The sequence below is a fragment of the Isoptericola sp. F-RaC21 genome, from assembly GCF_038593535.1.
Classification (GTDB): Bacteria; Actinomycetota; Actinomycetes; order Actinomycetales; family Cellulomonadaceae; genus Isoptericola.
Genome location: NZ_JBCFYX010000001.1, coordinates 86,759 through 111,621, shown reverse-complemented (window position 1 = coordinate 111,621; position 24,863 = coordinate 86,759). Strand labels below are relative to the sequence as shown.

General features: G+C 70.6%; 21 protein-coding genes. 7 read left to right on the top strand and 14 right to left on the bottom strand.

Annotated elements, in window-relative coordinates; genetic code table 11:
• Positions 1-36: 36 nt before the first annotated feature.
• From AAG589_RS00535 to AAG589_RS00520, 4 genes are read right to left on the bottom strand one after another with little or no spacing between them, the layout of a single operon-like run.
• Positions 37-903 (bottom strand): ketose-bisphosphate aldolase, encoded by an 867-nt coding sequence (locus AAG589_RS00535; RefSeq protein ID WP_430565299.1) that lies wholly within the window; start codon positions 901-903, stop codon positions 37-39.
• A gap of 27 nt (positions 904-930) precedes the next feature.
• A complete protein-coding gene (locus tag AAG589_RS00530) occupies positions 931-1,830 on the bottom strand; it encodes a carbohydrate ABC transporter permease (protein ID WP_430565298.1) in 900 nt (299 codons plus the stop codon).
• 2 nt (positions 1,831-1,832) lie between these two features.
• Entirely contained in the window at positions 1,833-2,801 is a 969-nt protein-coding gene (locus AAG589_RS00525; protein ID WP_430565297.1) for a carbohydrate ABC transporter permease, read from the bottom strand.
• Between the two features lie 46 nt (positions 2,802-2,847).
• Complete coding sequence (locus AAG589_RS00520) at positions 2,848-4,119, bottom strand: ABC transporter substrate-binding protein (RefSeq protein ID WP_430565296.1); 1,272 nt, start codon at positions 4,117-4,119, stop codon at positions 2,848-2,850.
• A 227-nt stretch (positions 4,120-4,346) separates the two neighbouring features.
• Between AAG589_RS00520 and AAG589_RS00515 the strand changes: the two genes are divergently transcribed.
• The gene (locus AAG589_RS00515; RefSeq protein WP_430565295.1) at positions 4,347-5,174 is read left to right on the top strand and encodes a DeoR/GlpR family DNA-binding transcription regulator; all 828 of its coding nucleotides are present in this window, start codon (positions 4,347-4,349) and stop codon (positions 5,172-5,174) included.
• A 52-nt stretch (positions 5,175-5,226) separates the two neighbouring features.
• Here the strand turns inward: AAG589_RS00515 and AAG589_RS00510 are convergent, their stop codons facing one another.
• Positions 5,227-6,228, bottom strand: a complete 1,002-nt coding sequence (locus tag AAG589_RS00510; RefSeq protein WP_430565294.1) for an alcohol dehydrogenase catalytic domain-containing protein — start codon at positions 6,226-6,228, stop codon at positions 5,227-5,229.
• Positions 6,229-6,377: 149 nt separating this feature from the next.
• Here AAG589_RS00510 and AAG589_RS00505 point away from each other — a divergent pair, with 149 nt between their 5' ends.
• A complete protein-coding gene (locus tag AAG589_RS00505) occupies positions 6,378-7,130 on the top strand; it encodes a GntR family transcriptional regulator (protein WP_430565293.1) in 753 nt (250 codons plus the stop codon).
• Between the two features lie 42 nt (positions 7,131-7,172).
• Here AAG589_RS00505 and AAG589_RS00500 read toward each other — a convergent pair whose 3' ends face one another.
• The 5 genes from AAG589_RS00500 to AAG589_RS00480 all read right to left on the bottom strand — a co-directional run bounded on the left by AAG589_RS00500 (position 7,173) and on the right by AAG589_RS00480 (position 13,778).
• A complete protein-coding gene (locus tag AAG589_RS00500) occupies positions 7,173-8,498 on the bottom strand; it encodes an FGGY-family carbohydrate kinase (protein WP_430565292.1) in 1,326 nt (441 codons plus the stop codon).
• A gap of 98 nt (positions 8,499-8,596) precedes the next feature.
• A complete protein-coding gene (locus tag AAG589_RS00495) occupies positions 8,597-10,036 on the bottom strand; it encodes an FGGY family carbohydrate kinase (RefSeq protein ID WP_430565291.1) in 1,440 nt (479 codons plus the stop codon).
• A gap of 52 nt (positions 10,037-10,088) precedes the next feature.
• A complete protein-coding gene (locus tag AAG589_RS00490; protein WP_430565290.1) occupies positions 10,089-11,534 on the bottom strand; it encodes an FGGY-family carbohydrate kinase in 1,446 nt (481 codons plus the stop codon).
• A 10-nt stretch (positions 11,535-11,544) separates the two neighbouring features.
• Positions 11,545-12,384, bottom strand: coding sequence for a class II fructose-bisphosphate aldolase (locus tag AAG589_RS00485; RefSeq protein WP_430565289.1), 840 nt, complete (start codon positions 12,382-12,384; stop codon positions 11,545-11,547).
• Between the two features lie 47 nt (positions 12,385-12,431).
• Entirely contained in the window at positions 12,432-13,778 is a 1,347-nt protein-coding gene (locus AAG589_RS00480; protein WP_430565288.1) for an MFS transporter, read from the bottom strand.
• A gap of 205 nt (positions 13,779-13,983) precedes the next feature.
• Between AAG589_RS00480 and AAG589_RS00475 the strand changes: the two genes are divergently transcribed.
• Together AAG589_RS00475 and AAG589_RS00470 are read left to right on the top strand one after the other, a co-directional pair.
• Complete coding sequence (locus AAG589_RS00475) at positions 13,984-15,288, top strand: MFS transporter (protein WP_430565287.1); 1,305 nt, start codon at positions 13,984-13,986, stop codon at positions 15,286-15,288.
• Positions 15,289-15,453: 165 nt separating this feature from the next.
• Positions 15,454-15,726: a DUF4242 domain-containing protein gene (locus tag AAG589_RS00470; RefSeq protein ID WP_430565286.1), complete on the top strand. Its 273-nt coding sequence runs from the start codon at positions 15,454-15,456 to the stop codon at positions 15,724-15,726.
• Positions 15,727-15,740: 14 nt separating this feature from the next.
• Here the strand turns inward: AAG589_RS00470 and AAG589_RS00465 are convergent, their stop codons facing one another.
• Positions 15,741-18,647 carry an ATP-binding protein gene (locus tag AAG589_RS00465; RefSeq protein WP_430565285.1) on the bottom strand — a complete coding sequence of 969 codons (2,907 nt, stop codon included), beginning with the start codon at positions 18,645-18,647 and terminating at the stop codon, positions 15,741-15,743.
• Positions 18,648-18,813: 166 nt separating this feature from the next.
• On the opposite strand from AAG589_RS00465, the gene AAG589_RS00460 reads away from it, so the two are divergent.
• Positions 18,814-19,605 carry a hypothetical protein gene (locus AAG589_RS00460; RefSeq protein WP_430565284.1) on the top strand — a complete coding sequence of 264 codons (792 nt, stop codon included), beginning with the start codon at positions 18,814-18,816 and terminating at the stop codon, positions 19,603-19,605.
• A 103-nt stretch (positions 19,606-19,708) separates the two neighbouring features.
• Positions 19,709-21,514, top strand: a complete 1,806-nt coding sequence (locus AAG589_RS00455; protein WP_430565283.1) for a SpoIVB peptidase S55 domain-containing protein — start codon at positions 19,709-19,711, stop codon at positions 21,512-21,514.
• Between the two features lie 33 nt (positions 21,515-21,547).
• Here AAG589_RS00455 and AAG589_RS00450 read toward each other — a convergent pair whose 3' ends face one another.
• Positions 21,548-22,213 (bottom strand): MerR family transcriptional regulator, encoded by a 666-nt coding sequence (locus tag AAG589_RS00450; protein ID WP_430565282.1) that lies wholly within the window; start codon positions 22,211-22,213, stop codon positions 21,548-21,550.
• A 69-nt stretch (positions 22,214-22,282) separates the two neighbouring features.
• Here AAG589_RS00450 and AAG589_RS00445 point away from each other — a divergent pair, with 69 nt between their 5' ends.
• On the top strand, positions 22,283-22,771 hold the full coding sequence (locus AAG589_RS00445) for a DUF4188 domain-containing protein (protein ID WP_430565281.1): 489 nt from the start codon (positions 22,283-22,285) through the stop codon (positions 22,769-22,771).
• A 25-nt stretch (positions 22,772-22,796) separates the two neighbouring features.
• Here AAG589_RS00445 and AAG589_RS00440 read toward each other — a convergent pair whose 3' ends face one another.
• Entirely contained in the window at positions 22,797-23,273 is a 477-nt protein-coding gene (locus AAG589_RS00440; RefSeq protein WP_430565280.1) for a hypothetical protein, read from the bottom strand.
• 157 nt (positions 23,274-23,430) lie between these two features.
• Positions 23,431-24,834 (bottom strand): dihydrolipoyl dehydrogenase, encoded by a 1,404-nt coding sequence (gene lpdA / locus AAG589_RS00435; RefSeq protein WP_430565279.1) that lies wholly within the window; start codon positions 24,832-24,834, stop codon positions 23,431-23,433.
• Positions 24,835-24,863: the final 29 nt, after the last annotated feature.

The following is a 24,863-nucleotide window of genomic DNA, read 5'->3' as shown; positions in this document are numbered from 1 at the left end:
CTTCCTTGTCTCGACGGCGTCGCCGGCGGTGACGAATCAGTACAGCGAGGCCTTGCCCGCGGCGTCGAACAGTTCGATCTTCTGCGCCGCGACCTCCTTCATGGCGGCCACGCACGCGGGCTGGATCTCGTTCGGCTCGCGCAGCCCCTGGTCCTGCAGCACTCGCCGCATCGTCTGGTGGTAGACGACCTTGATGTCGCTGGAGATGTTGATCTTGTTGATGCCCCGCTTGACCGCCTGACCGATCTCCTCGTCCGGGTTGCCCGAGCCGCCGTGCAGGACGAGCGGGATCGGCAGCAGCTCCTTGAGCTCGCCCAGCAGGTCCAGCCGCAGCTCCGGCTTCACGTGCTTGGGGTAGAGCCCGTGCGCCGTCCCGATCGCCACCGCCAGGCTGTCGACGCCCGTCCTCTCGACGAACTCGACCGCCTCCGCGGGCACGGTGTAGGCGATGTCCGACATCGCGACACCTTCCTCGGCGTGCTCGTCCAGCTTGCCGATCGTCCCGAGCTCCCCCTCGACGGAGACGCCGACGGCGTGCGCTGCTTCGACGACGCGCCGCGTGAGCGCCACGTTCTCCTCGAAGGGCAGCAGCGACCCGTCGATCATCACCGAGGTGAACCCGGTCTGGATCGCGGTCAGCATCTGCTCGTAGCTACCGCCGTGGTCCCAGTGGATCGCCACGGGGACGCTCGAGCGGTGAGCGCGCTGCACCAGCGCCGGGAGGAGGTCGTGGCCGACGTGGCTCACCTCGTCCGGGTGGATGGCGACGATGAGCGGGGCCCCGCGCTCCTCCGAGATCTCGAAGACACCCTTGCCCATCGCCCAGTCACTGATGTTGAACGCCGGCACGGCGAAGTCGTTCGCGTTGGCCACCTCGAGAATGGCGCGCCCGTCGATCAGCATGAAATTACTCCTTCGTGGTGTGGGTGATCAGATCTTGACCGCACCGGCGGTCATGCCGCCGATGAAGAACTTTTGAAAGAAAAGGAAGAGCACGAGCACGGGAATCGATCCGAGAATGCTCATCGCCATCATCTCGTTCCACTCGTAGGAGTGCTGCCCCATCAGGAGCTGGATACCGATGGGCACGGTCCGCATCTCGTCGGTACGAGTGAGCGTGAGGGCGAACAGGAACTCGTTCCACGCGATCATGAACGTGTACACGCCGACCGAGACGAGACCGGGGACTGAGATAGGGACGAGGATTTTCCAGAGAGCAGTCATGGGGCCGGCTCCGTCCACCTTGACGGCCTCGTCCAGCTCGCGCGGCAAGGTGTTGAAATACCCCGTCAGCATGATGATCGCGTAAGGCAGCGTGAACATCATGTACGTGAGGATCAGCCCGGGGTACGTGTTGTACAGCCGCAGAATGACCACGAGACCGAAGTACGGGATCAGCAGCGTGATCGGCGGCACGGCCTGGACCGCGACGATGATGACGTTGACGGACTTCTTCCCCGCAAACTCGTACCTGCTGAACGCGTACGCCGCCAGCACCGCCACCACGAGCGTCAGCGCCGTCACCGACAACGCGACGATGTAACTGTTCGCGAAGAACCGGAGCTTGACCGGGTCCGTGAGCACCGTCGTATAGGCGTCCAGCGAGAAGCCGGCGGTGACGAGCCGGGGAGGAAGGGCGAAGATCTCCGAGTTTGCCTTGAAGGAGCTTGCGAGCATCCAGAGGACCGGGAGGGCCGAGAAGCACGCCCCGAGGCACAGCGCCACGAGCAGCATGGTCTTCTGGAGCGTGCGGCGGGGTGGTTTCATTGTCCGCAGAGCCCCTGCCGCGGGCGTGGCGGTCGTCGTGACCGACGGCGTGAGCACGGCCATCGTCAGTCCCTCCCCTTCTGGTGACGCACGTAGATGACGCCGAGGATCATCGACAGCAGCAGCACGATGACGGCGGCGGCCGACGCGACCGAGAAGTCATACGTCGTGAACGCCAGCTTGTAGGTGTACGTGGAGAGCATCTCGGTCGACGTGATGGGACCACCGCCTGTCGTCATCCAGATCAGCGCGAACTGCTGAGTGGTCCAGATGAAGTCGAGGAGGGTCATCGAGATGATGATCGGTCGCAGTTGCGGGACTGTGACGTTCAGGAACTGCTGCCAGATGGAGGCCCCGTCCACCTTCGCGGCCTCGTACAGATCGCGGGGTATCCCCTGAAGGCCGGCGAGCAGACTGATCATGAAGAACGGATATCCGCACCAGACGTTGATCAGCGTGACGGCGAACAGCGCCGTGGACGGGTCGGACAGCCACTCGGTCTGACCGCTGCCGAGCCCGAGTGCTCCGAGGACATAGTTGACGACGCCGTTGGGGTTGAGCAGCAGCCGCCAGAGCACGGCGACGATCGCGACGGTGAATAGCCACGGCAGGACGTACAGGACCCGGAACAGGGCCTTGCCCCGGTTGCCCAGCAGCGGGGAGTTGAGCATCAGCGCGAAGGCGAGCCCGATGGCGAAGTGCGCGGCCACCGAGGCGCCGGTAAACACCAGGGTGTTGCGTACCGCGACGTAGAAGACCGGGTCCGTCAGCACCTCGGCGTAGTTGTCGAACCCGACGAACTGGGGGTCCATGTTGGTGATCACGCTGTCCATCAGCGAGTACCAGACGACCATCAGGACCGGCGTGACCATGAGGACGACGAGCAGGACGCCTGCGGGGCTCAGGAAGCCGTAGGGGGCGAGCCGCTCCCGGATCCGGGCGACGCTTCGACTCCTCGGTACTGATGAAGTCGGGGGCGGTGGGCCCGCGGGTTGCGAGGCCTCCGACGGCAGCGTCGGGGTCTCGGCGTGCACAGTGGTAGACACAGGTTTCTCCTCCCGTATCGGACGGACCGAAGGACTAGAACTCCTCCTCCCATCTCTCCTGTGCCGCCTCGAGCGCCTCGTCCATCGACTGCTGGCCGTCGAGCGAACGCTGGAGCTCCTCGCTGAAGTCACGCATCAGCTGTTCCGCGACCGGCATCCCCGTGAACTCGTTCTCGGGCCGCCCCTGCCGATAGATGTCGAACGCGGCGCTGAAGACCTCGTCCTCCTTGACGAAGTCCGGCACGGACTCGTTGTTGCCCGGGAAGGCATGCGCCGCCGACGCCAGGTCGGCGTTCACCTGCTTGCCCATGAGGAACTGAACCAGCTTGAACGCGGCAGCCTTGTGCTCCGAGGAGTCGGAGACACCCAGGCCCCAAGACGCGTACGGGATCCCCCGCTTGCCCGAGTAGCCGTCGGCGGCCGGGATCGCCGAGACGCTGAAGTCGAGATCCGGGTTGGCCTCGCGGATGGTGTCCACGTGGGCGAGCGAGTCGATCATCATCCCGACGCGGCCGTTCGAGAACTCCTCGACCTTGTCCTGCTCCTTCATCGTGAAGGAGCCGGGAGCGACGACCCCCGCATCCCACATGTCTTGGACGAAGGACATCCCGCTGGAGACGTCCGGGTTGCCGACCAGGTTCGGCTGCTCGCCGTCGAGCATCGACCCGCCGGACGCCCACACCCACGACATCACGTCGTTCTGCACACCGTTGGGCGCCTCGAGCGACAGCGGCAGCGTCCACCCGTGGGTCTCGCCGCCCAGGGCCGTGACCCTCTTCGCCGCCCGCATGAACTCCGACCGGTCGCGAGGCGGCGTGTCCACGCCCGCCTTCGCCAGCAGGTCGTCGTTGGTGAACATCGGGTACACGAAGTTCACCGCGGGAATCATGTAGGTCGACCCGTCGACCTTGGTCTGGCTGACGAGATTCGAGTCGTCGTACCCCGCATCGTCCATCAGCTCCGAGAGGTCGGCGATGACGCCCTTCTGGGCGAAGTCGTTGACCCAGGCCCCGTCGAGACCGACGACGTCCGGGGCCATGCGGGCCGCGGCACCGGCTATCACCTGCTCCTTCATCGAGGCATAGGGCCCCGAGAGGAGCTCGACCTGGATGCCCGGGTTGCGTGCCTCGAACTCGTCCATCAGGGCGCGGAGCTTGCCGTCCGGAAGCTCCGACTCCCACCACTGCGAGAATTCGATGACGACGTCGCCATCCTCGTCGTCGCTGCCGCCCGGCAGCGCGCCGGCGCAGCCGGAGGCCGCGGCGATGGCCGCGGCCGCCACGCCAGCGGCAAGTCCTCGTCTCATCCGAGCACCGTTGCCCATGTAACCCTCCAGTGCCGCATCGTGCGGCTTTATGCGCGTCTCTGCGATTTCGCTCAAGTTACTGCGGCACGCCCGGGATCGTCAACCGCGACCTTCGCGGCGACATCGGGGCACCGCAGCTGTTTGGACCACGTGTCAGGCGCGCGCTTGGCTCGCGTTCCGCGGCAAGTTCTGGCACGAAAATGCAAATATGTGCTAGATCTGTTGGCATGACGACCACACCCACGCAGGTCAGCGGGAGTTCCCTGCGGCGCCTGCCCGCAGGCCGCAAGGCGGAGCTCGCGGCCTTCGTCGCACAGACGGGCGAGGTCACTGTCGCCGATCTTGCGGACCGGTTCGAGGTATCGACGGACACGATCCGACGGGACCTGGACTCCCTCGACGCCGAGGGGGTCCTCGTCCGCACCCACGGCGGGGCGGTCAGCATCGACGCGATCCCCAAGCCCGACACGGGTGTCGACGTCCGCGTGCGGCTGCAGGCCGAGAACAAGGAGCGCATCGGCGTCCTGGCCGCCACGCTCGTCCACGACGACGACGCCGTCATCGTCAACGCGGGCACGACCGCGCTCACCCTCACCCGGACGCTGTCGGAGCGTCGCAACCTCACGATCGCGACCAACAACCTGCGCCTGGCGGCCGAGCTGTCTCCCGCCGTCTACCGGGACCTCTACGTCTTCGGCGGCAACCTGCGCCACAGCGCTCAGGCGACCGTCGGCCCGGTTCGCATCCCCGCGACCGCCGACGGCCCCGAGATCGACATCCGTTGCGACGTCGCACTGATCGGCGTCGGCGCCGTCTCGGTCGAGTCCGGCTACTCGACCAGCAACGTCGCCGAGGCCTCGATGATGAGCGACATGATGGACCGCGCCGACAAGGTCGCGATCCTCGCGGACCAGTCGAAGTTCGGACGGAGGTTGTTCGCGACGATCGCCGGCCTCGGGCGTGCCGACTACCTCGTGACCGATGCCGAGCCCCCGACGGAGCTGCGGCAGGCGCTGGACTCCGAGGGCGTCGAGCTCATGATTGCTCGGCGCTAGAGCTCGTCCGTGGACACGGCGACGGTGCCACTGAAGACATACCGGCGCGTCATCACGCCACGACCTGGACCTTGATGTGATCAGGGCTCTTGGCCGCCGCGAGAGCCTCCGCATAGTCCTCGAGCGAGTACGTCGCCGTGACGAGGCTGCTGAGCTGGCCCTGCAGGTCGACCATCCGCTCGGCCGACTCGGGGTACTTCTCGGCCAGCGAGTTCGACCCGATGATGCTGAGCTCCTTGGCGAACACCTCGTACGGGCTCACCGGGACCTGCGCCGCGGGCGACGCGACGCCCATCTGGATGAGCCGACCCCGCGGCCCGAGCGCGACGACCGCCTGCTCGATCGCGACCGGGTGCCCGCTGGCGTCGAGGGCGAGGTCGAACACCGAGCGGTCCAGATCGTCGGGCGAGGCCACGGCCTCCAAGGCCCCGAGCTCGAGCGCTGCGGCACGGCGCGTGGCGTTCGGCTCGACGACGCGCACCCCCGCGGCGCCCTCGGCGCGTCCGAGGATGATCGCCATCAGGCCGATCGATCCGGCACCGAAGACGACCATCTCCTCGTCGCGCCAGCCGGGTACGCGCTCGAGCGCGTGCAGCACGCAGGCGAACGGCTCGATGAGCGGGGCGGCTCGGTGCTCGATGGAACGGTCGAGCGCATGGACGATCCGCGCGGGCACCGCGACGAACTCGGCGCACGACCCGTCGACCGCGACACCGACAGGGAGCAGGTTCACGCACAGGTTGGTCGCGCCGACGCCGCACCAGGCGCACTTCTGGCAGGAGATGTTGGGGTTGACGCCGACGTAGTCGCCCTCCGCGATGCCGGCGACGCCGGGACCGACCTCGGTGACATAGCCAGCGAACTCGTGCCCCGGCACGACGGGGAACCGACCGTGCGGATAGTCCCCCTCCACGAGGTGGAGGTCGGTGCCGCAGACGCCGGTCCCGACCGGCGCGATGACGACCCACCCGTTCCTCGCCTCCGGGACCGCAAGCTCGCGGATCTCCACGTCCCCCCGCCCATCGGCGACTGCGGCACGCATGGTCTTGGTCATCTGACGGCTCCAATCACGACTGCTGGCAACCCTGCCTCGGTGCACACCGTAGCCCGCACTGTTCGGCATGTCCAGGCTGTACGGACAGACTGCTCATGCAAGACTGGACAGGCAGCCTGTACGATGACGCGCGGAAGGGAGTGTGACCTGTGTCGCAGACCATCGAGCGGGAGTCCCCCGTCCCCTACTACGAGCAGCTGTTCGGCATCCTGCGGGACCGCGTCGTCGACGGGACCATCCCGACCGACGAGCGGTTCCCCAGCGAGCTCGAGCTGTGCCGCGAGTTCGGACTGTCGCGCGCGACGGTGCGCCAGACCTTGTCCAAGCTCGAGCAGGAGGGCTATGCCCGTCGGGTCGCCCGGCGAGGCGTCTTCGCCTCCGCGCCGGGGGAGGCGTCGGGATGGGTCATCCACGACACCCAGGGGTTCCTCGAGTCACAGGTCAGCCATGGCCGGACGGGCATCACCACCAAGGTCGTCGACGGGCGTTTCATCACTCCTCCGGAGCACGTCGCCGAGGCCCTTCGCGTGGAGGGGAACGACGAGGTCTTCGCGCTCCAGCGCGTGCGTTCGCTCGACGGCAAGATCGCGATGTTCAGCACGAACTGGTTCCCCAAGGACGTCGGGCGGATGATGTCCACCGCCGAGGACGTGCTGGCCGGGACCGGCTCGGTGAACAGCACGCTCCGCGGGGCGGGCTTCGTCACGAGCGGCGCCCACCGCGTCATCCGAGCCATGCGTGCCCCCGAGGCTGTCGCCACGCACCTCCAGATCGGGCCGGACCAGCCCGTGCTGCGCGTCCGCTCCGAGTCGTGGGACCACCGCGGCTTCCGGTTCGACTACTACGAGACGTGGGTGCTCACGGACGTCGTGCCTCTCGAGGTCGACGTCTCCGCGAGCTGACACTCGCGGCCAGGGTGGCCAGCTCCCCGCCCGGCCGGCTGGTCAGGCGCCTCCTACGGCCCGCGCCGGGTCCACCGCCCATCCGCACGCCGCCGCGGCGAGCAGGGCAGCGCTCACCGCCGTGACCTCCGGCTCGACGATGGGCACGACCCGAAAGCCGTGCACCTCGCTCTTGATCCGCAGCCACCCGGGCGAGCGCGCCCACCCGCCGACGAGGCGAAGCGCGCCGGGCTCGGAGAGGCAGGCCTGCACGGCGTCGACAGCCTGCCGCCCCGTGTGGGCGAGCGCCCCGAGCACTGCGGAGGCGCGCACGTGCGGGTCGCGCGGCGCGTCCGAGGAGTAGGACGGGCTCCCGCCACCGCGATGACCGGGGAGGAAGAACCCGGCGTCGAGAACACGCCTCGGCTCGAGCGCGCCCGACAGGATCCCTTGGATGCGCCGACCGACCTCGACGTCCTGAGACGCCCACGCGACGTTGCGGGCCAGCTCTTCGACACGCAGCAGGGTGGAACCGTGCGAGAGGATCCCGGGTGCGACGTCGATCGCGCCCTGTCGGGCGGCCTCGCGGCGCGCCGACTGCGCGACCACCACCTCGGCCGTGCCCATCGAGTCCACCACGGCCCCAGGCACGAGCTGCTGCACTCCCCAGCCGCCGATCGGGTGATCATGACCGCCGGCGACCGCCACAGCGCCAGGGGCGAGGACGCCGGCCGATCGCAACCGTGGCGACTCCACCTCGCCGACGACGTCGCCGGCGCGCGCTACCGCGGGCAGCAGGCCCGCCGAGCCGAGCGTGAGCTCGACACGATCGCTCGCCCACGACCTGTCACCCGAACGCCATGCGGCGGTGCGCGAGGCCAGCGTGTCGCTGATGAACGGGCGGCGCGTCCACTGCACCGTAGCGAGGTCCGCGACCGCGATCCAGGCGCTCGGCTCCCCCGACAAGGCATGCCGGCGCGACCACGCCCACCCGACCAGGGCCCGCGCGGGGTCGGTCTCGACGTCGAAGGTCTCGTCGTCGTGCAGCCGCGGACGCAGCGCCGCGAAGACGCCTTGTCGACGTGGGTCGAACCATGCGAGGGCGGGGGTGAGCAGGCGGAGCGCGGTGTCGACGAGGACCCCGTCCTCACCGATGCCGGCCGAGCAGAGCGCGTGGACCTCGTATCCGTCCTCGCAGACCTCGAGGATCATCTCCTCGATCGTGCCGACCAGGGCGTGGACGTCGATCGAGCGCCCCGGGGTGTCGCGTGCGGTCGGCCGCGCGGCGCGAGCGACGACGTCGCCGTCAGCGTCGACGGCCACGACCTTGGAGTTGGTGCTCCCGATGTCGATGCCGCACACGACGGGACGCCGCCTCGGGCTGCGCACGCGCGCTACCCCTTTCGATACCTCGCGATTCGAGCACCGTCATCCTAAGTGCGAGTGTCCCCGCCGAAGACCTGCGGTCGCGACCCGCGACGGGGGCGTCATCGACCGGCGGATGCGCCCTCCTGGTAGCCCATCGCAGCCTTCCCTGCCTCGTGCTGCCGGGCGATCCGCGCCTCGAGCGGCGCCGACGGAAGGTCGATCATCTCGACCGGCCAGTCGGGGAAGGCGCCGGTGAGTGCCGACGCGGCCTGCATCGCGGCTCCCTTGGTCACGTACTCGTCCAGGTCGGGGACGGCGACGGGGAGCTCCACCATCTGCGTCAGGATCTGCCGGATGGCCGGGCTCTGCGCGGCTCCGCCGATGAGGATCAGGCGCCCGGGCCGCACGTCGCACGCCCGGAGCGCGTCGAGCATCGCGACCTGGCTGGCCAGCGTCCCCTCGACGACGGCACGAGCGAAGTTGGGTCGCGTGAAGTTCGACAGCGACGCCTCGAGCAGGGACCCGCGGGCACGGGGAAGATCCGGCGTCCGCTCCCCCTCGAAGTACGGCAGCAGGGTGAGGCCGTCCGCGCCGGGAGGCGCCTGCAGCGCGAGCTCGGACAGCTCGGCGTGAGTGCAGCCCAGCAGCGCAGCGCCGAGGTCGAGGTTCCGGGCGGCGTTCAGGGTCGCCACGATCGGCAGGTGGTCCCCGGTGGCGTCCGCGTAGCTGCACACGTAGCCGGCGTAGTCGTGGACCGGACGGGCGGACCGCGCGTACACGACGCCGGAGGTGCCGAGGGAGAGCACCGCGTCGCCCTCCGCGAGACCGAGCGCGAGCGCGGCCGCCGCGTTGTCACCGCTGCCGACCCCCACGGGGATGCCCTCGGGGACGCCCGGGATCCCCGGCCCTGTGACGCCGGCACGCTCGAGCGGCTTCAGGATGCGCGGGAGGTGCGCGCCGTGCCCCAGCGCGTGCTCCACCAGGTCGGGGCAGTACTCGCCGGTCTCCCCCGACCAGTAGCCGGTGCCGCTCGCCTCCGAACGGTCGGTGACCAGCTCGTCGAGGTCCGCGTTGCCGGGGCCGAACCCCATCAGCCGCCACGTGAGCCAGTCGTGGACGATCGCGACCGCGGCGGTGCGTCGCGCGCTGTCCGGGCGCTCGTCGCGCAGCCATCGCAGCTTCGTGACGGTGTCCGAGAGGGTCAGCGGGAGCCCTGTGCGCCGGATCCACTCGTCCCGGCCGAGCTCGTCGTTCAGGGCGACCATGTGCGGGTGGGAGCCCGTGTCATTCCACAGCGGGGAGTCGCACACCACCTCGCCGTCCGGGCCGAGGAAGATCGGTGTGTGCTGCTGGCCGCTCACGGAGAGTGCGGCCACGTCGTCCAGTCCTCCGGCGCGGCGAACCGCCGTGAGCAACGCGTCCCACCACGCCTCCGGATCCACGACGGTCTGGGGCGGGTGCGAAGCCTTGCCCTCCCGGACCGGCACGCCCGTGGCCAGGTCGCGCACCGTCACCTTGCAGGTCTGGGTGGACGAATCGATTCCTGCGACGAGCGTCATGCGCTCTCTCCTGTCTTGCGCTGCGGGGATCGTGCGCCCTGGCGTCGGCCGCTCATCCGGCCACGCTCTTGAGGCTGTCCCACTGCGGCCGCATCTCGGCGGCCCACTGGTTCAGGTCGTCGGCCCGCCGGTCGTCGGCCGGCACCTCCCGGGGTCGGCACGCCTCCCAGTCGAGACGCGCCTGCGAGGCCAGCGCCTGCGCTCCTCGGGACACGACCTCCGGGAAGTGCGAGACGCTCAGCGGGGCGCCCAGCAGGTCCGCCTTGAGCTGCAGCCACAGCTCGTTGCGGCTCGCCGGCCCGATGACCTTGACGGCCTTCGCGTCCACCGGGAAGAGCTCGAGCACGTCGCGGAACTGCAGGACCATCCCGGCGAAGCAGCCGAAGACGATGTCCTCCATGCTCGTGTCGGTGCCGATCCCGGAGATCACACCGCGTGCCGAGGCGTGCTTCGTCGGCGGAGGGCTGCCGCGGAACTGCGGAAGCACCAGAGGAATCCTGGTCAGGTCGATCTGGCCCAGGAGGTATCGCTCGTGCAGCTGGTCGATGCAGGCGGCGAGACGGTCGGCGGTCAGCCCCAGCATCCCCTGCAGTGCCGCGAAAGCGGCGCCTCCCGTGGGGATGGAGGCGAACAGCGTGAAGTCCTCCCCCGCACAGGCCAGGCCGTTCGCCAGCTTCGACTTCTCGGCGTCCACGTCCAGGCTCGGAGCGGCACGCAGGAAGAGCAGCCCCTCGGTGGTGCCGGTCGAGTTCAGCAGCTCACCCCGGCCCGTCCCCGCACCGACGGCGCCGACCATGTGGTCATGCCCGGCCACGTGCACCCGAACGTCAGGGGCCAGTCCCGCGTCGGTCGCGAAGCCGGGCGAGATCGTCGATCCCTCCGACGCCGGACGCAGCTCCGGAAAGAGGCTGGTGTCGAGCCCGACCAGTCCGCACACCTCGGCGGACCACGCGCCGCGGCGGAGATCCAGAGCCATCGTCCGGCTCGCGAGCGAGGGCTCCGACCAGCGCCGCCCCGTCATCCAGGCCGCGAGGTACTCGGCGACGTTCAACCACTGCGCACCGTCGGCCGCCCCGTCAGCGTGCTCCACGGCCCATGCGGCCTTCGAGAGGCCGTAGTTGGCGTTCACCGGCAGGCCGGTGACCTCGTAGACCCGCCTGCGGCCCGCCTCGCTCAACGACGCGATGTGGTCTGCCCCGCGGTGGTCGTGCCACAGGATCATCGGCGACGCCAAGGAGAGGTCCTCGCGGACCAGGCCACCGGACTCTCCGACGCCTGTGATCGCCAGGCGCTTCACGGTTGCTCGCAGGCCGGGCTCCAGGTCCTGGACGTACCGCAGGACGACGCCGGTCAGAGCGCCCAGGTCGTACACGTCGCCCCACTCGTCCTTCAGGGTCGGGGTGGGGTGGCGCGCAGAGTCGAGGGGTTCGCCCTCGGCGCTGAACAGGCACAGCTTGACGCTGGTCGTGCCGATGTCGACGGTAACGGTGGGGAGCATCGTGGCCTCGCTACGCGACCGAGGGGTTCAGGACGCGGATCCGCCGCTCCACGACCTCGGCGATGGCCACGACGGCCGACTTGGACACGCGGATGAGCGAGGTCTCGTTCCGGTTCGCCACGTAGGCCTCGCCGAAGGCACGGATCATCGCGTTGCGCAGGTCGCTCGCGACGTTCACCTTGACCACGCCGAACTCGTTCAGCCGGCCGAGCTGGTCCGCCGGCAGGCCGGAGCCTCCGTGCACGACGAGCGGGACGGGGCTCGCGTCACGGACGTCGGACAGCAGGTCGAAGTCGATCCGAGCGTTCGGCGCGTACCCGTGCACGTTGCCGACCGAGACCGCGAGCATGTCGCAGCCGACCTCGCCGACGAAGTGCCCCACCTGGCGGGGGTCGGTCGTGTCGGCGTACTCCGGCTCGACGTCGTCCTCCTTGCCGCCGATGCTGCCCAGCTCTGCCTCGAGGGCGATGCCGGCCGGGCACATCTCGCAAGCGCGCGCCGACGTCTTGACGTTGTCGTCGTACGACTCCTCGGAGGCGTCGATCATGATCGACGTGAACCGGGCGGCCAGCGCCGCCTCGACCGCGTCCAGCGACTTGCCGTGGTCGAGGTGGAGCGCGACTGGGACGTCCGTGGTCGCCAGGCGGCGGCTGACCATGTCGTAGATGTACTCGTACCCGGACAAGGACACGTTCGTCGGTGCGACCTGGATGAACGTCGGCACCCCGACACGCTCGATCGCGTCGACGATGCCCATCGTCGTCTCGATGTTCGTGGTGTTGAACGCACCGGCCACGAGGCCCCGCGAGGTGCAGGCTTCGATGACGTCGATGCCACTGACCAGAGGCATGAGGTGTCCTTTCGGTTGGAGCGCTAGAAGGGGTTCGCTGCTCGGAGTCAGCGGCCGGGGTGCGGCGCGGTGGTGGTCTCGTCCTCGACGAGCGTCTGGAGCGCTACACCCGCCTCGACCGCCTGCTGCGCCTCCTCGGGCACCTGCAGCCAGCGGACCGCGACGCCTGCCAGGACGTACAGCGCGGCGAAGATGACGGTCACCCCGCCGGCACCCAGCGGGGCGAGGAAGATCGCGACGATCAGAGGGCCGACGAAGGTCGCCGCGCCGGCGCCGAGGTTGAGCACCGCGATGGAGGCGCCCTTCTGACCGGGGGCCATGAGGGACATCAGGACGGAGATCGGGGTGAAGCCCGCGAGGGTGATCCCGAACAGTGCGGCGCAGACCGCGGAGACCCAGTACTGGTCGCCGACGTACTGCGGCAGGAAGTAGAAGAGCAGGACGGCGACGGCGGACCCGATGCAGCCGAACCAGCGCAGCGTCCGGTGCCAGCCAAGCCGGTCGCTCAGGACACCGAAGAACAGGTTGGCGAAGATGTTCGCGGCGCCGAGGATGAAGACCAGCCGGAGCCACCCCGAGGTGCCGAAGCCGAGGTCGACGGCGAACACGGTCGGGAAGAAGACGAAGAGGCCGAACTGCGGCGCCGTGTTGACGACGCGCACGAGGCAACCGAGGCCCACCCGAGGGCTGGTGAAGGCGATCGACACGCTGTTCACGAGGCTGCGTCCGGTCGTGATCTCGGGCGGGGCCTGGCGCCCTCCGCCCTGGGCGTTCCGCAGGCCCACGAGCGTGACGACCCCGCCCAGGACCACGAGGCCCAGCGCCACCCAGAACGTGGCGTACTGGCCGATGATCGGCTCGGTGCCGCTGGCCACGAGGGAGCCCAGCGTGGGAAGTCCGCCGGTGAAGGCGAAGTAGAACCAGCCGACCGCCGAACCGAGCCGGTGCGCCGGGCTCGCGCCGAGCACCCAGACGAGGAACCCGTAGGCGAAGAACGGGTACGCGATCCCGCGGAGCCCGTACACGACCAGCATGAGCATGAAGTTCTCGGTCGGGAGGGCCACGCTGAGGAAGAGGACCTGCAGCACCACCCACACGACCAGCCCGATGAGCATGACTCGCCGCGGGCCCCACACGTCCGACAGTGCGCCGGAGAGCCACGACCCGAGCGTCACCAGCAGCCCGTAGACGGAGATGATGACGGCGGCGTTCGTCTCCGTCCCCGCGCCATGATCGGCCAGGTACGGGGCGATGTAACCGGACTCCACACCGTCGCCGATCATGAAGATCAGCAGGCCGACGAAGCCCCAGATGAGCGGCCGAGGCAGCCCCAGCTTCTCGATGATGCCCTGGCTCGCCGAGCCGGAGGCGCGGACGTTTGTCGTCGCTGACACGCGAACCCCTCGTTCCTGTGAGTGATGCGTCCTTGCCGATCTGCGCATGACGCTGCGTTTGGTACGGACAGTCTGGACCGGCCGCACCAGCCTGTCAATCAGATGTTCGGACGCGCTGGACAGTACGTACAGGCCGTGCCACGATGCCACCTGCTTCGCCGCAGTCGCGACGAGTCACGCGTCCGCAGTTCGAAGGAGAATGCGCATGAGTCATCCCGCCACCGGCACCAGCGCGGGAGCACGGTTGCTCGACCGCCTGGGACTGCCGGCCCCGCTCTTCCTCGGCTTCGTCGGGGTGCTGCTGTTCATGATCGGCGACGGCGTCGAGTCCAACTACCTCTCGCCGTTCCTGGTCGACCAGGAGGGCTTCGGCGAGCAGGCCGCTGCCCTCACCATCAGCCTCTACGGCGTGTTCGTGGCCATCGGTTCATGGCTTGCCGGGACTCTCAGCGCCGTCCTCGGGCCTCGCAAGGTCATGGCCCTGGGCGCAGTCAACTGGGTGGCCTTCGAGGCGCTGTTCCTGATCGTCGGCGTGGGCCTGGACGTCCACTGGGTCGCGGTCCTCGCGTACACCGTGCGGGGCATCGGCTACCCGTTCTTCGCGTACGCGTTCCTGGTCTGGATCAACACGGCGACCCCGCCCCACCAGCGCGGCACCTCGGTCGGCTGGTTCTGGTTCGTGTTCGGCGCCGGCCTGCCGACCCTCGGGTCGCTCATCGCGAGCGCGACGATCCCCGTCATCGGCGAGGTGGGAACGTTCTGGCTCGCCACCGCTCTGGTGATGGTGGGCGCGGCCGTGGCGATCTTCGGGGTGCGCGACCGGCGCCACGCCGGCCCGGAGCCCGACGCGGCCGGGTGGGCCGAGCTCGGCAAGGGGCTCACGATCATCTGGCTGCGCCCGCGGGTCACGGCGGGCGCGGTCGTCCGCCTGATCAACACGACACCGAACTTCGCGCTCTTCGTCGTGGCGCCGTTCTTCTTCACCGAGACGGTCGGCTTCAGCCAGAGCCAGTACCTGCAGATCGTGACGATCGTCTACACCGCGAACATCTTCGCCAACCTCGCCTTCGGCGTCATCGGCGACCGGTTCGGCTGGAAGCGGACCGTCACGTGGTTCGGCTGCGTGATGTGCGCCGTCGGACTGCTGCTGCTGTTCTACGTCCCGCAGATCATCGGGCCGAACTTCGCCGTGACCGTCCTCTGCTGGGCGGTGTTCGGCATCGGCCTGGCCGGGTTCGTGCCGCTGACCGCGCTCGTCCCGTCCATGGTGCCCACGCGCGATCGCGGCAGCGCCTTGGCCGTGTACACGCTCGCAGCGGGACTCTCCTCGTTCGTCGGTCCGGTCCTGGTCGGAGTCCTCGGTGGTGCCGCCAGCATGTCCGTGCTCGTCTGGGTCTTCGTCGCGCTCTACCTCGTGGGTGCGCTGATCTGCCAGTTCCTCCGCAGCAGCGAGGACCCGGGACAAGCGACCGAAGAAGCCCTCGCGACCGAACCCGCCGTGCAGCGCTGAGCCGTCCACGACCGTGCCCACGAACCCAGCCCGGTGTCGACCGTCATCGGACGATCGACGCCGGGCTGGTGCCTTGCGCAGCGGGCCGCCCAGGAATCACCCACGCCCGCCCGACGACCGGCCGGACGCGGTGTGACAATGGGAGGGGACCGAAGGGGGTCCGACGTGCCGCTTTTCATCATCGAGCGCGAGTACGCGGAGCGCGTCGACCCGTACCTGGGCGCCTTCGACGAGATCAACGAGATCAACGCCGACGAGGGCATCCGCTGGCTGTACTCCTTCCTGTCGCTCGACCGCCGCAAGTCCTACTGCCTGTACGAGGCGCCGTCGGCGGAGATGATCCTGAGCGCGGCAGCGGCCGCGGGCCTCCCCGCGGACCGGGTGACCGAGGTGGTCGGCCGGATCCTGCCGTCCGGCGCCCTCGAGCCGGTCGTCTGACGGGACGCCGCGATTCAGTCGAGCAGCCCCTGGTCCGCGGCGTACCGCGCGGCACGGGTGCGGTTCTCGCAGCCCGTCTTGAGCAGGATGCTGCGCACATGGTTGGCCGCGGTGTTCGCGCTGATGACGAGCGAGCGCGCGACCTCGCGGTTGCTCAGCCCCTGCGCCACGAGGCGGAGCACCTCGACCTCGCGCTCGGTGAGCCCGTCGGCGCGTGGCGCTCGTGCGCCGTCGACGACGTCGAGCGCGCGCAGGACACGTTGCGACCCGAGGGACGTGGCGATGCGCCGCGCCTCGGCCGCGAGCGCGCCGACGTCGCAGCCGTCCGCGCCGGTGGTGAGGTGCGCCGTCGCGTGCGCGGCGAGGGTGTGCGCGACGTGCAGGTGCGCCCCCATCCGGCGGTCCATCGCCTCCGCCCGCGCGAAGCCCTCCTCCCACTCCGCCGAGCCGAGCAGGGCGTCGAGGGAGCCCAGGTAGCGGTCGGCGCTTCCCATCGCGCTGACGAGGGAGCCGAACATGAGGTTGAGACCCGTGTACGGGGCGAGGGCGGTGCGCACCAGCCTGGCCGCGTCCACGTCGCCGAGGGCCACCGCGGCGTCGGACAGGATGGCCAGGACCCCCGCCCGGGTGCCCGGTGAGACGTCGGTCGCTCCGGACTCGAGCACCCACCACAGGGCCCGGTGGGCGGCGTCGTGCATGCCGAGCGCGGTGTACAGCGCGAGCAGCCCGGGCACCCATCGTTCGCCGAAGTCGTCGTCGCCGAGCAGGGCGCGGGCGGCCTCGAGCTCGCCGGTCTCCCGGCGGAGCACGAACTGCTGCACCCCGTACACACCCTCGGAACCCACGTGCTCGTCGAGCTCGACGGAGGAGCCGAGCTCGAGCAGCGACTCCGAGACCTGGGCGGCTCGTGCCAGGCGGCCGGCCGCGACGTGTCGGGAGAACTCGACGCAGCCCGCGAGGTAACCGAAGTACGGCTGATGGGTGCCTTCGACCGCCTGGCGCAGGTCGGTGAGCCCGGCGTGGAGGACGACCTGGTCCCCGCGCTGATAGCCCAGCAGCGTGCGGAAGGAGCCCGCCGGGCCCAGCCGCCACAGGTCGTGCGTCCGCAGGCAGAGCTCGGTGAGCTCGCCCGCCCGCGCGAGCTTGGTGTCGGCGTCGGTGACCGAGCTGCCGAGGACGAGCGAGGCGACGAGCGTCTCCCGGAGCAGGTCGTCGTCGCCGAGCTCTCGGGCGCGCTCGATCGCCTGCTCCACCAGCAAGCGTCCCTGGTCGTCGTCGCCGTCGAAGACGAGCGCGCGGCCCAGGCCGGCCAGCGCGCGCACCTGGAGCTCGTCGTCCCGGTCGCCGGCCGCCGAGTCGAGCGCGGCCTGCAGCAGCACGACCGCCCTGCCCGCGACGAGGCTGGTGTGCCAGTTGGCCTCCTCGAAGAGGACGGCGGCCCGGAGCCGGTGGGGCGACGCCGCATCGTCCGCGATCGGCTCCGCGAGCGCCCGCGATCGGACGAACGCGCCGACGAGCAGGCGTTCCTGGGCGGCGAGCAGGACGACGTCGTCGGCACGCTCCCGGTCGTCCTCGACCGCGGCGGCACGCTCGTAGAGGTCGGCGGCCTCGTCGTGGGCCAGGCCGTCGGCCGCCACGTCACCGGCGAGACGCAGGTAGCGGGCCGCCTCGTCCCGGTACCCCAGCACGTGGGCCGCCTCGAAATGGTGGGCCACCTGGGCCATGTGCGCCGCGCTGCGGCCGCCGCGCGCTTCGAGCGCTCGGGCGACGCGCAGGTGGAGGGCGGCGCGGCGGGCGGTCGGGATCGCGCCGAGGACGACCTCCCGGGCGATGGCGTGCCGGAACCGGACCGCGGTCGGCATGTCGTCGCCGGGCTCGAGCAGGTGCGCGTCGTGCGCGGCGTCGAGGTGACCGAGCGTCTCCTCGGGTGTGGTCCCTCCCGTGGCGACCAGCAGGTCCGCGTCGAAGGAGTCGCCGATCACGGCCGCGAGCTCGACGGTCGCGCGCACCCCGGTGCTCAGCGCGGCGAGGCGGGACTCGACCGCGTCCTGGACCGACGGCGGAGCACGCCCGGAAGGGTGCACGAACCCGACCGGGCCGCGAGCGCCCAGCGTCTGCACGAGCTCGCGCACGAAGTACGCGTTTCCGCCGGTCCGGGCACGCAGGTCCGGGGCGACGGCCCGTGCCAGCGCCGCGGGCACCCTCGCCTCCCGCACGAGGTACTCCGCGACGTCGCCCGCGGCCAGCGGGGGCAGGTCGACGCGCTGCACCCCGTCGACCCTGCAGAGGCTCGCGACGTGGTCGACGAGGCGGTCGGTCCGGTCCGTCGCGGTCGTGCGCTGGGTCGCCACGAGGAGCAGCCGGAGGTCCGCCGTCTGCTCCACCAGATACGACAGGAGCTCCCACGCCGTCTCCCCCGCCCAGTGCACGTCGTCAAGCAGCAGGACGAGTGGTTCGACGGCGGCTGCCGAGCGCACGGACGTGACGACGGCGTCGAGCAGGTCGCGCCGGGACGCCCGGCCCGCCGCACGCTCGCCCGTGACGGTGTCGAGAAGGGCCACCGTCCGGGCCCGGGCGCCCTCATCGGGTGGCCTGGCCATCAGCGCGAGCTCACCGTCGGCGATCGCCGTGCGCAGCGCGGCGGCCGGTGCGACGAACGGCTCGTAGGGCGACGCGAGCGTGCTCGGGCATCGGCCGGCGAGCACGGTGGCCGCGTCGGACGGCAGGTCGTCCGCGAGCTGTGCCAGGAGTCGCGACTTGCCCGCCCCGGGCTCGCCTCCCACGAACCGGACCTGGCGCGCTCCGTCGCGGGCCCCGTCCCATGCCTGGAGGAGCTGGGCTCGCTCGGCCCGACGTCCGACGAAGCAGCTCTGTGTCGCCTCGCCCCGGCGCCCTCGCCCACGAGCCGTCCACCCGGACACGCCAACAACGCTACGCCCGGCGCTCGTGACCCGCGATGGTCAGTTCTGACCATGCCCGACGGCTCCGGAAGATGATCGGTTCCGGTCATGATCCGCCCCCGCTCCGCTCCTAGCGTCGCTGGTAAGGGCGCCCGCAGAGACGGGCCCGACCACGAAGGAGCGGATCATGTACGGAAGGCACCCGCCTCAGGTCACGACCCTCGGCGCGGCAGCGAGGTCGGGCAGGCGGAGCAGGAAGACCAGGCACGGCGTCCGAGGGGCCCTCGTCGGCCTCCTGGCGGCGGCGTGCGGGACGTCGGTCGCGCTGGCCGGCCCGGCCGGGGCGCGGCCGTTCGACGACGAGGAGCGCGACGGACCGAGGTCCGTGCTCGACGGCCGCGCCTCGCTGTCCCGCGCCGAGCTGGGCGACGGCGGGTGGTCGATCGTCACCGACATGACGGACCGGCTCGTGCTCGTCGCAGGGCCCGCGCGTGTCCGCGTCGTCGTCGACGCCGCGCTCGGCGCCAACGCCGGCGATCCCCGCAGAGCCGTGCTCGTGGCGGCACTGGCCGACACCCCGGGAACGGCTGCGGCGAGGTACGTGACGCGGCCGGCCGGCGTCTTCGTCGTCTTCGACGCCGACCCGTCGTCGACCTTCACCCTGGGACAGAAGGAGACGTGGCCGGGGTCGACGGCGTCCGGCTGCACGGCGTTGCCGTGGCCCGGAGCGAAGACGAACGGCGCCACGCTGACAGGCGAGGGCGACGCGAAGGTGGTGCTGGGCACGCCCTGCACCGTCGAGCGCGTCTACGTCGTCGCCCGTGGCAGGGGCAACTTCCTCATCGAGGCGCAGGCCCCGCGAGGCACCGACGACGGCCGGGAGTCCCTGGCCACCATGGACGACCTGGTGATGTCGCTGGTTCCGGCCGGTGCACGGATCGACGACAACCTGTCGCCGCTCGAGTACGCGAACCGATGAGCGACGTCGTGACGGTGTCCGGCACCCGGTGCCGGGCACCGGCGCGGAGATTTCACCCGCGTTCACCAGAACGCCGAACCGCGCGGTCGACGATGCTGTCGCCATGTCGAACACTGCCGCGGGGAACGGCCGGGCGACGGCGCCCACTTCCCCCCTCGAAGGACACCCTGCGGCTCGCGGTCGTCGCGCGGCCGGCCTGACGGCATCGAGCGCGGCCGGCGCGCTGGTGCTGGCGGGCCTGGTGGCGGTCGGCCCCGCCGCGTCGGCGGCGCCCACCCCCGACTGCGCGGCGCCGTTCCCGGTCGCCGACGTAGCGAGCGGGGCACCGGTGAACGGGCTGACCGTGAGCAAGGGCACCACCCCGCAGGCGTTCACCGGCGAGGTGCTCGGCGTGCTGTCGGACGGCATCGGCCCCGACCTGGACATGATCGTCGCCGAGCTCCACTCCCCCGCGATCGACGCGGCGGGCGGCATCTGGCAGGGCATGTCGGGGTCCCCGGTGTACGCGGAGGACGGTCGGCTGATCGGCGCGGTGGCGTACGGCCTGGCCTTCGGGAGCTCTCCGGTGGCCGGCATCACGCCGTACGAGGACATGCAGGGCTACCTCGGCGCCGCGAAGGCGGCGCCCGAGGTGGCGGTGGGTTCGCGGATGGCGACGCGGATCGCCGCGGAGACGGACGTGACGCGGACCGAGGCCGCCCAGGGCCTGCGTCAGCTGCCGATGCCGATGGGCGTCGGCGGGGTGGACCTGGCCCGCGCCCGCACGACCGTCAAGGCCGCCGGCGGTAGCGAGCTGGTCACCGCGGACTCCTACCGGATCGGGCGGTCCAGCGGCACGGCGGCCGCCGGCATCGACACCGTGGTCGCCGGCGGCAACGTCGCGGCGGTGCTCTCGCACGGCGACATCACCCTCGCGGGCATCGGCACGGCGACCTCGGTGTGCGGCAACCGGGTGGTCGCGTTCGGCCACCCGATGTCCTTCACGGGCAGGTCGCGGCTGGGTCTGGCTGCCGCCGACGCCGTCTACGTCCAGGAGGACCCGCTGGGCGTGCCGTTCAAGGTGGCGAACCTCGGCGCGCTCGGCGGCACCATCACCGACGACCGTCTCGCCGGGATCGCGGGCACCTTCGGCGCCTCCCCCACGTCGGCGCCGGTCCGGTCGACGGTGTCCTACCACGGCAGGTCGCGCACGGGAACGACGCAGGTGCTGGACCCGTCCGCCCTCGGCGACGTCACCCTCCTCGCCGGCGTGGCGAACCACGACCGGGTGGTGGACGGCGTCATCGGCGGCGCGGAGATCCAGGCCTGGACGATCACCGGCACCCGTAGCGGGACCCCGTTCCGGCTGCGGTACGCCGACCGGTACCAGTCGGCCGACGACGTCGGCTCCGCGGGGGCCTTCGACCTCGCGACCGTCGTGGCCACGCTCTCGTCCCTGTCGAGCGTCAAGGTCACCGGGGTGACCAACGCCGTCAAGGTGGGCGACAACGGGCGCCGGTACAGGGTGGCGAAGATCCAGCAGCGGACGGGCGGTCGCTGGGTCGACGTGACCGGCAAGACCGTGAAGATCCGCGCCGGCAAGACCCTCGTGCTCCGGACCCAGGTGGTCGGCTCGGAGGGGGTCACGCGGTCGTTCTTCCGCGAGGAGTTCACGATCCCCAAGCGCCTCAAGGGCGCGAGCGGGACGGTCACGGTCGTGGGCGGGAACAACGACCAGGAGGAGTTCTACGGCCCGACGTCGTTCGACGGGGTCCAGAAGCTCCTGCAAGGCAACCTGCGCAACGACGAGGCCGAGCTGGGCCTCGTCATCGGCGAGGGCAAGACCGCGTTCGAGCAGACCCGCAGGTCCGACCCGACGACCCGCGTCCTGTACGGGCAGAAGTACCTGCGGATCCGCGTGACCTCCTGACCCGTTCGACCCCCTGGCGAGGCACGCCGGCGGTCAGCCCGCGGGCTCGACCGCCGCGCTCGCACCCTGCTGCGCCATGCGGCGGAGCGTGAGCAGCACGGGGTCGGTGAGGAGCGTCCCGGCGACGACCTGCCGGACGGCCCCGGCGCGCTCCGCGGGCACGGACGCCACGTCCGCGGCGGCGACGACGGCGGCGGCGTCGGCGAGGGCGGCGAGGTGCGCGTCGGTCAGGGTGATGCCCGCGGCCTCGGCGGCCCGGAGCTGGCCGGCGAGGCGAGGGACGAGGGGGTCGTCCGCGTCGCACCAGCCGCGGTCTGTGGCCAGGCCGGCGACGCGGGCCACCCACAGGTCGGGCGCCGGCGGCTCCCCCTCGGCGTCCGCCTGAGGGGGCCGCCGGCCCTCCTCGCGCGCGAGCATGACCTTCTGCGCGGCGCCGAGCAGCTCGTGCCGGGTGCGTGGCGGGTCGTCCAGCACGGCGAGGACCTCCCGCACCGCGCCCAGGTTCAGGCCCGCCGAGTCCGTGAGCGCCCGCACGAGCCGCACACGCTCGACGTGCGTCGTGTCGTAGACCGCCTGGGTGCGGGCCGTGGCCGTGCCGGCGTGCAACAAGCCCTCGCGCAGGTAGTACTTCAGCGTCGCGACCGGCACGCCGGTCCGTTCCGCGAGCCCCGAGATCCGCATGCGTCCTCCGTCCGTCACCTCTTGACATTAGAGAGTAGCACTCCCCAATATTAGGGAGTCAGACTATCTAGTTGAGTGGAGCTCATCATGGCCGCGCTGACGACCCACCAGCACGAGGACGGCCTCGCCGTCTTTCTCATCGGCGCCCGGGCGGTCAAGCTCTGGCGCCCGGACGCCTGGCTCCCGGCGTTCACGGCCATGGGGCCGATGATCGCCGAGCTGTCGCGCGACCCCGACGCCGGCCTCCTCCACGCGCGCACGACGATCGACGCCGACCTGCGCGGCGTCACCGTCGTGCAGTACTGGCGCAGCATCGAGGACATCTACCGCTACGCCAACGCCGACGAGCGCAAGCACCGGCCCGCCTGGCTCGCGTTCTACCGTCGCGCCCACCGCGTGCCCGGAGCCGTCCAGGTCTGGCACGAGTCCTACGCCGTCCCCGCGGGGCATCACGAGAGCCTCTACGTCGACGCGCCCCGTCCCTTCGGGCTCGCCCGCGCCACGGGGAGCGTGCCCGGCTCCCGCCGCGGCCGCACGGCGCAGGAGCGCCTGCGCGGCCCGGTCGCGCCGGCGTAGCGCCCGCCGCGGGTCGAGGCACCGGTCACAGCGTCCAGTCGACGTGCGCCTCCGTCGGGCCGCCGCACTCGGCGGTGCCGCCCACGCGCACCCAGCCGACGTCCACCTCCGTCCGCTCGAGCACCTCGCCGTCGTCGTCCAGGGCGCGGAGCGCGATCGGGTTCGGTGGAGAGAAGAGCGTGAAGGTCCAGGTGTTGCCGTCGTGCGACGTCGGGATCGCGGGCACCGCCGCGTCCGGCGGATACGGCGGCTGCCACCGGTCACCGTCGCGCACCTGGAGGACCGCCACCTCGGAGGTCGCTCCGTCGAGCGTCACCTCGAGCAGGCTGGAGTAGCCGATCGCCGGGCACGCCTGCTGCGGGGCGAACGAGCGCGGCCCCACGACGGCGGCGACGACGGTGAGCGCGACGATGCCCAGCGCCGCCACGGCCACCCAGAGCGGCAGCCCAAGACGCCGCGAGCGCTCCGGTGCCGGTGGTCGATCGCCGTCCGATGGCTCCATCGCTGCTCCCCAGGTGGCCCGTCATTCTCATCATGTCGCAGGGCCGGACGCTCCTGCCTGCACCCGGCCGGAAGACGAGAAGGGGCCCGGGCCTGCGGAAGATCGCAGGCCCGGGCCCCTCGCCAGGCGGTCGACGCCCGACCGACGGTGCTGTCGGTCAGAAGTTGATCATGTGCCCCACGATGCCGTGGATGGACTCCTGGATCGCCTCGGACAGCGTCGGGTGCGTGTGCACGTTGCGCGCGACCTCGTCGGCGGTGAGGTCCCACTTCTGCGCCAGGGTGAGCTCGGGCAGCATCTCGGAGACGTCCGGGCCGATCATGTGGGCGCCGAGCAGCTCGTTGTACTTGGCGTCGGCGACGATCTTGACGAACCCGGTGGGGTCGCCGAGGCCGTGGGCCTTGCCGTTGGCCATGAACGGGAAGCTCGCGACCTTGACGTCGTAGCCCTCGTCCTTGGCCTGCTGCTCGGTGAGGCCGAACGACGCGACCTGCGGGGAGCAGAACGTGGCGCGCGGCATCATGCGGTAGTCGCCGAGGGTCTGGGTCTCGGCGCCACCGATGGTCTCGGCGGCGACGACGCCCTGCGCCTCCGCGACGTGCGCCAGCATGAGCTTGGCGGTGACGTCGCCGATGGCGAAGATGTGCGGCACGTTGGTGCGCATGTGGTCGTCGATCGCGATGGCGCCGCGCTCGGTGAGCTGGACGCCGGTGTTCTCGAGGCCGAAGCCCTCGACGTTGGGCGCGAAGCCGACGGCGGACAGGACCTTGTCGACGACGATCTCGCCGGGCTTGTCGTCCTTGACGCCCTTGTAGGAGACGGTGACGGACGAGCCGTTGTCCTTGATGGTCTGGACGGCGGTCGAGGTCAGCAGCGTGATGCCGAGCTTCTTGTACTGCTTAGCGATCTCCTTGGAGACGTCCGCGTCCTCGTTCGGCAGCGCACGGTCGAGGAACTCGATGATCGTGACGTCCACGCCGTAGTTCTTCAGGACGTAGGCGAACTCCATGCCGATGGCGCCGGCGCCGACGATGGCGATCGACTTCGGCAGCTCGCGCGTCATGATCTGCTTCTCGTAGGTCACGACGTTCTCGGACAGCTCGACGCCCGGGAGCAGCTTGACCTGCGAGCCGGTGGCGATGATGACGTTGTCGAACGTCACCGTCTCGGTGCCGCCGGAGTTCAGCGCGACCTCGATCGTGTTCGCGTCGCGGAAGGTGCCGCGGCCGTCGTACTCGGTGATCTTGTTCTTCTTCATGAGGAAGTGGACGCCCTTGGTGCGGCCGTCCGCGACCTCGCGGGACCGGTCGAACGCCTTGCCGAAGTCGAACGTCACGTCACCGGACATGCCGAAGAAGTCGGCCTGGTGGTTGAAGATGTGGGCGAGCTCCGCGTTGCGCAGCAGCGCCTTGGAGGGGATGCAGCCCACGTTGAGGCAGACACCACCCCAGTACTTCTCCTCGATGATGGCGACGGACTTGCCGAGCTGGGCCGCACGGATCGCGGCGACATAGCCGCCAGGGCCAGCCCCGAGGAGGACGACGTCGTAGTGGGAAGCCATGGGCCCAGCCTATTAGCGCCCGCCACCGG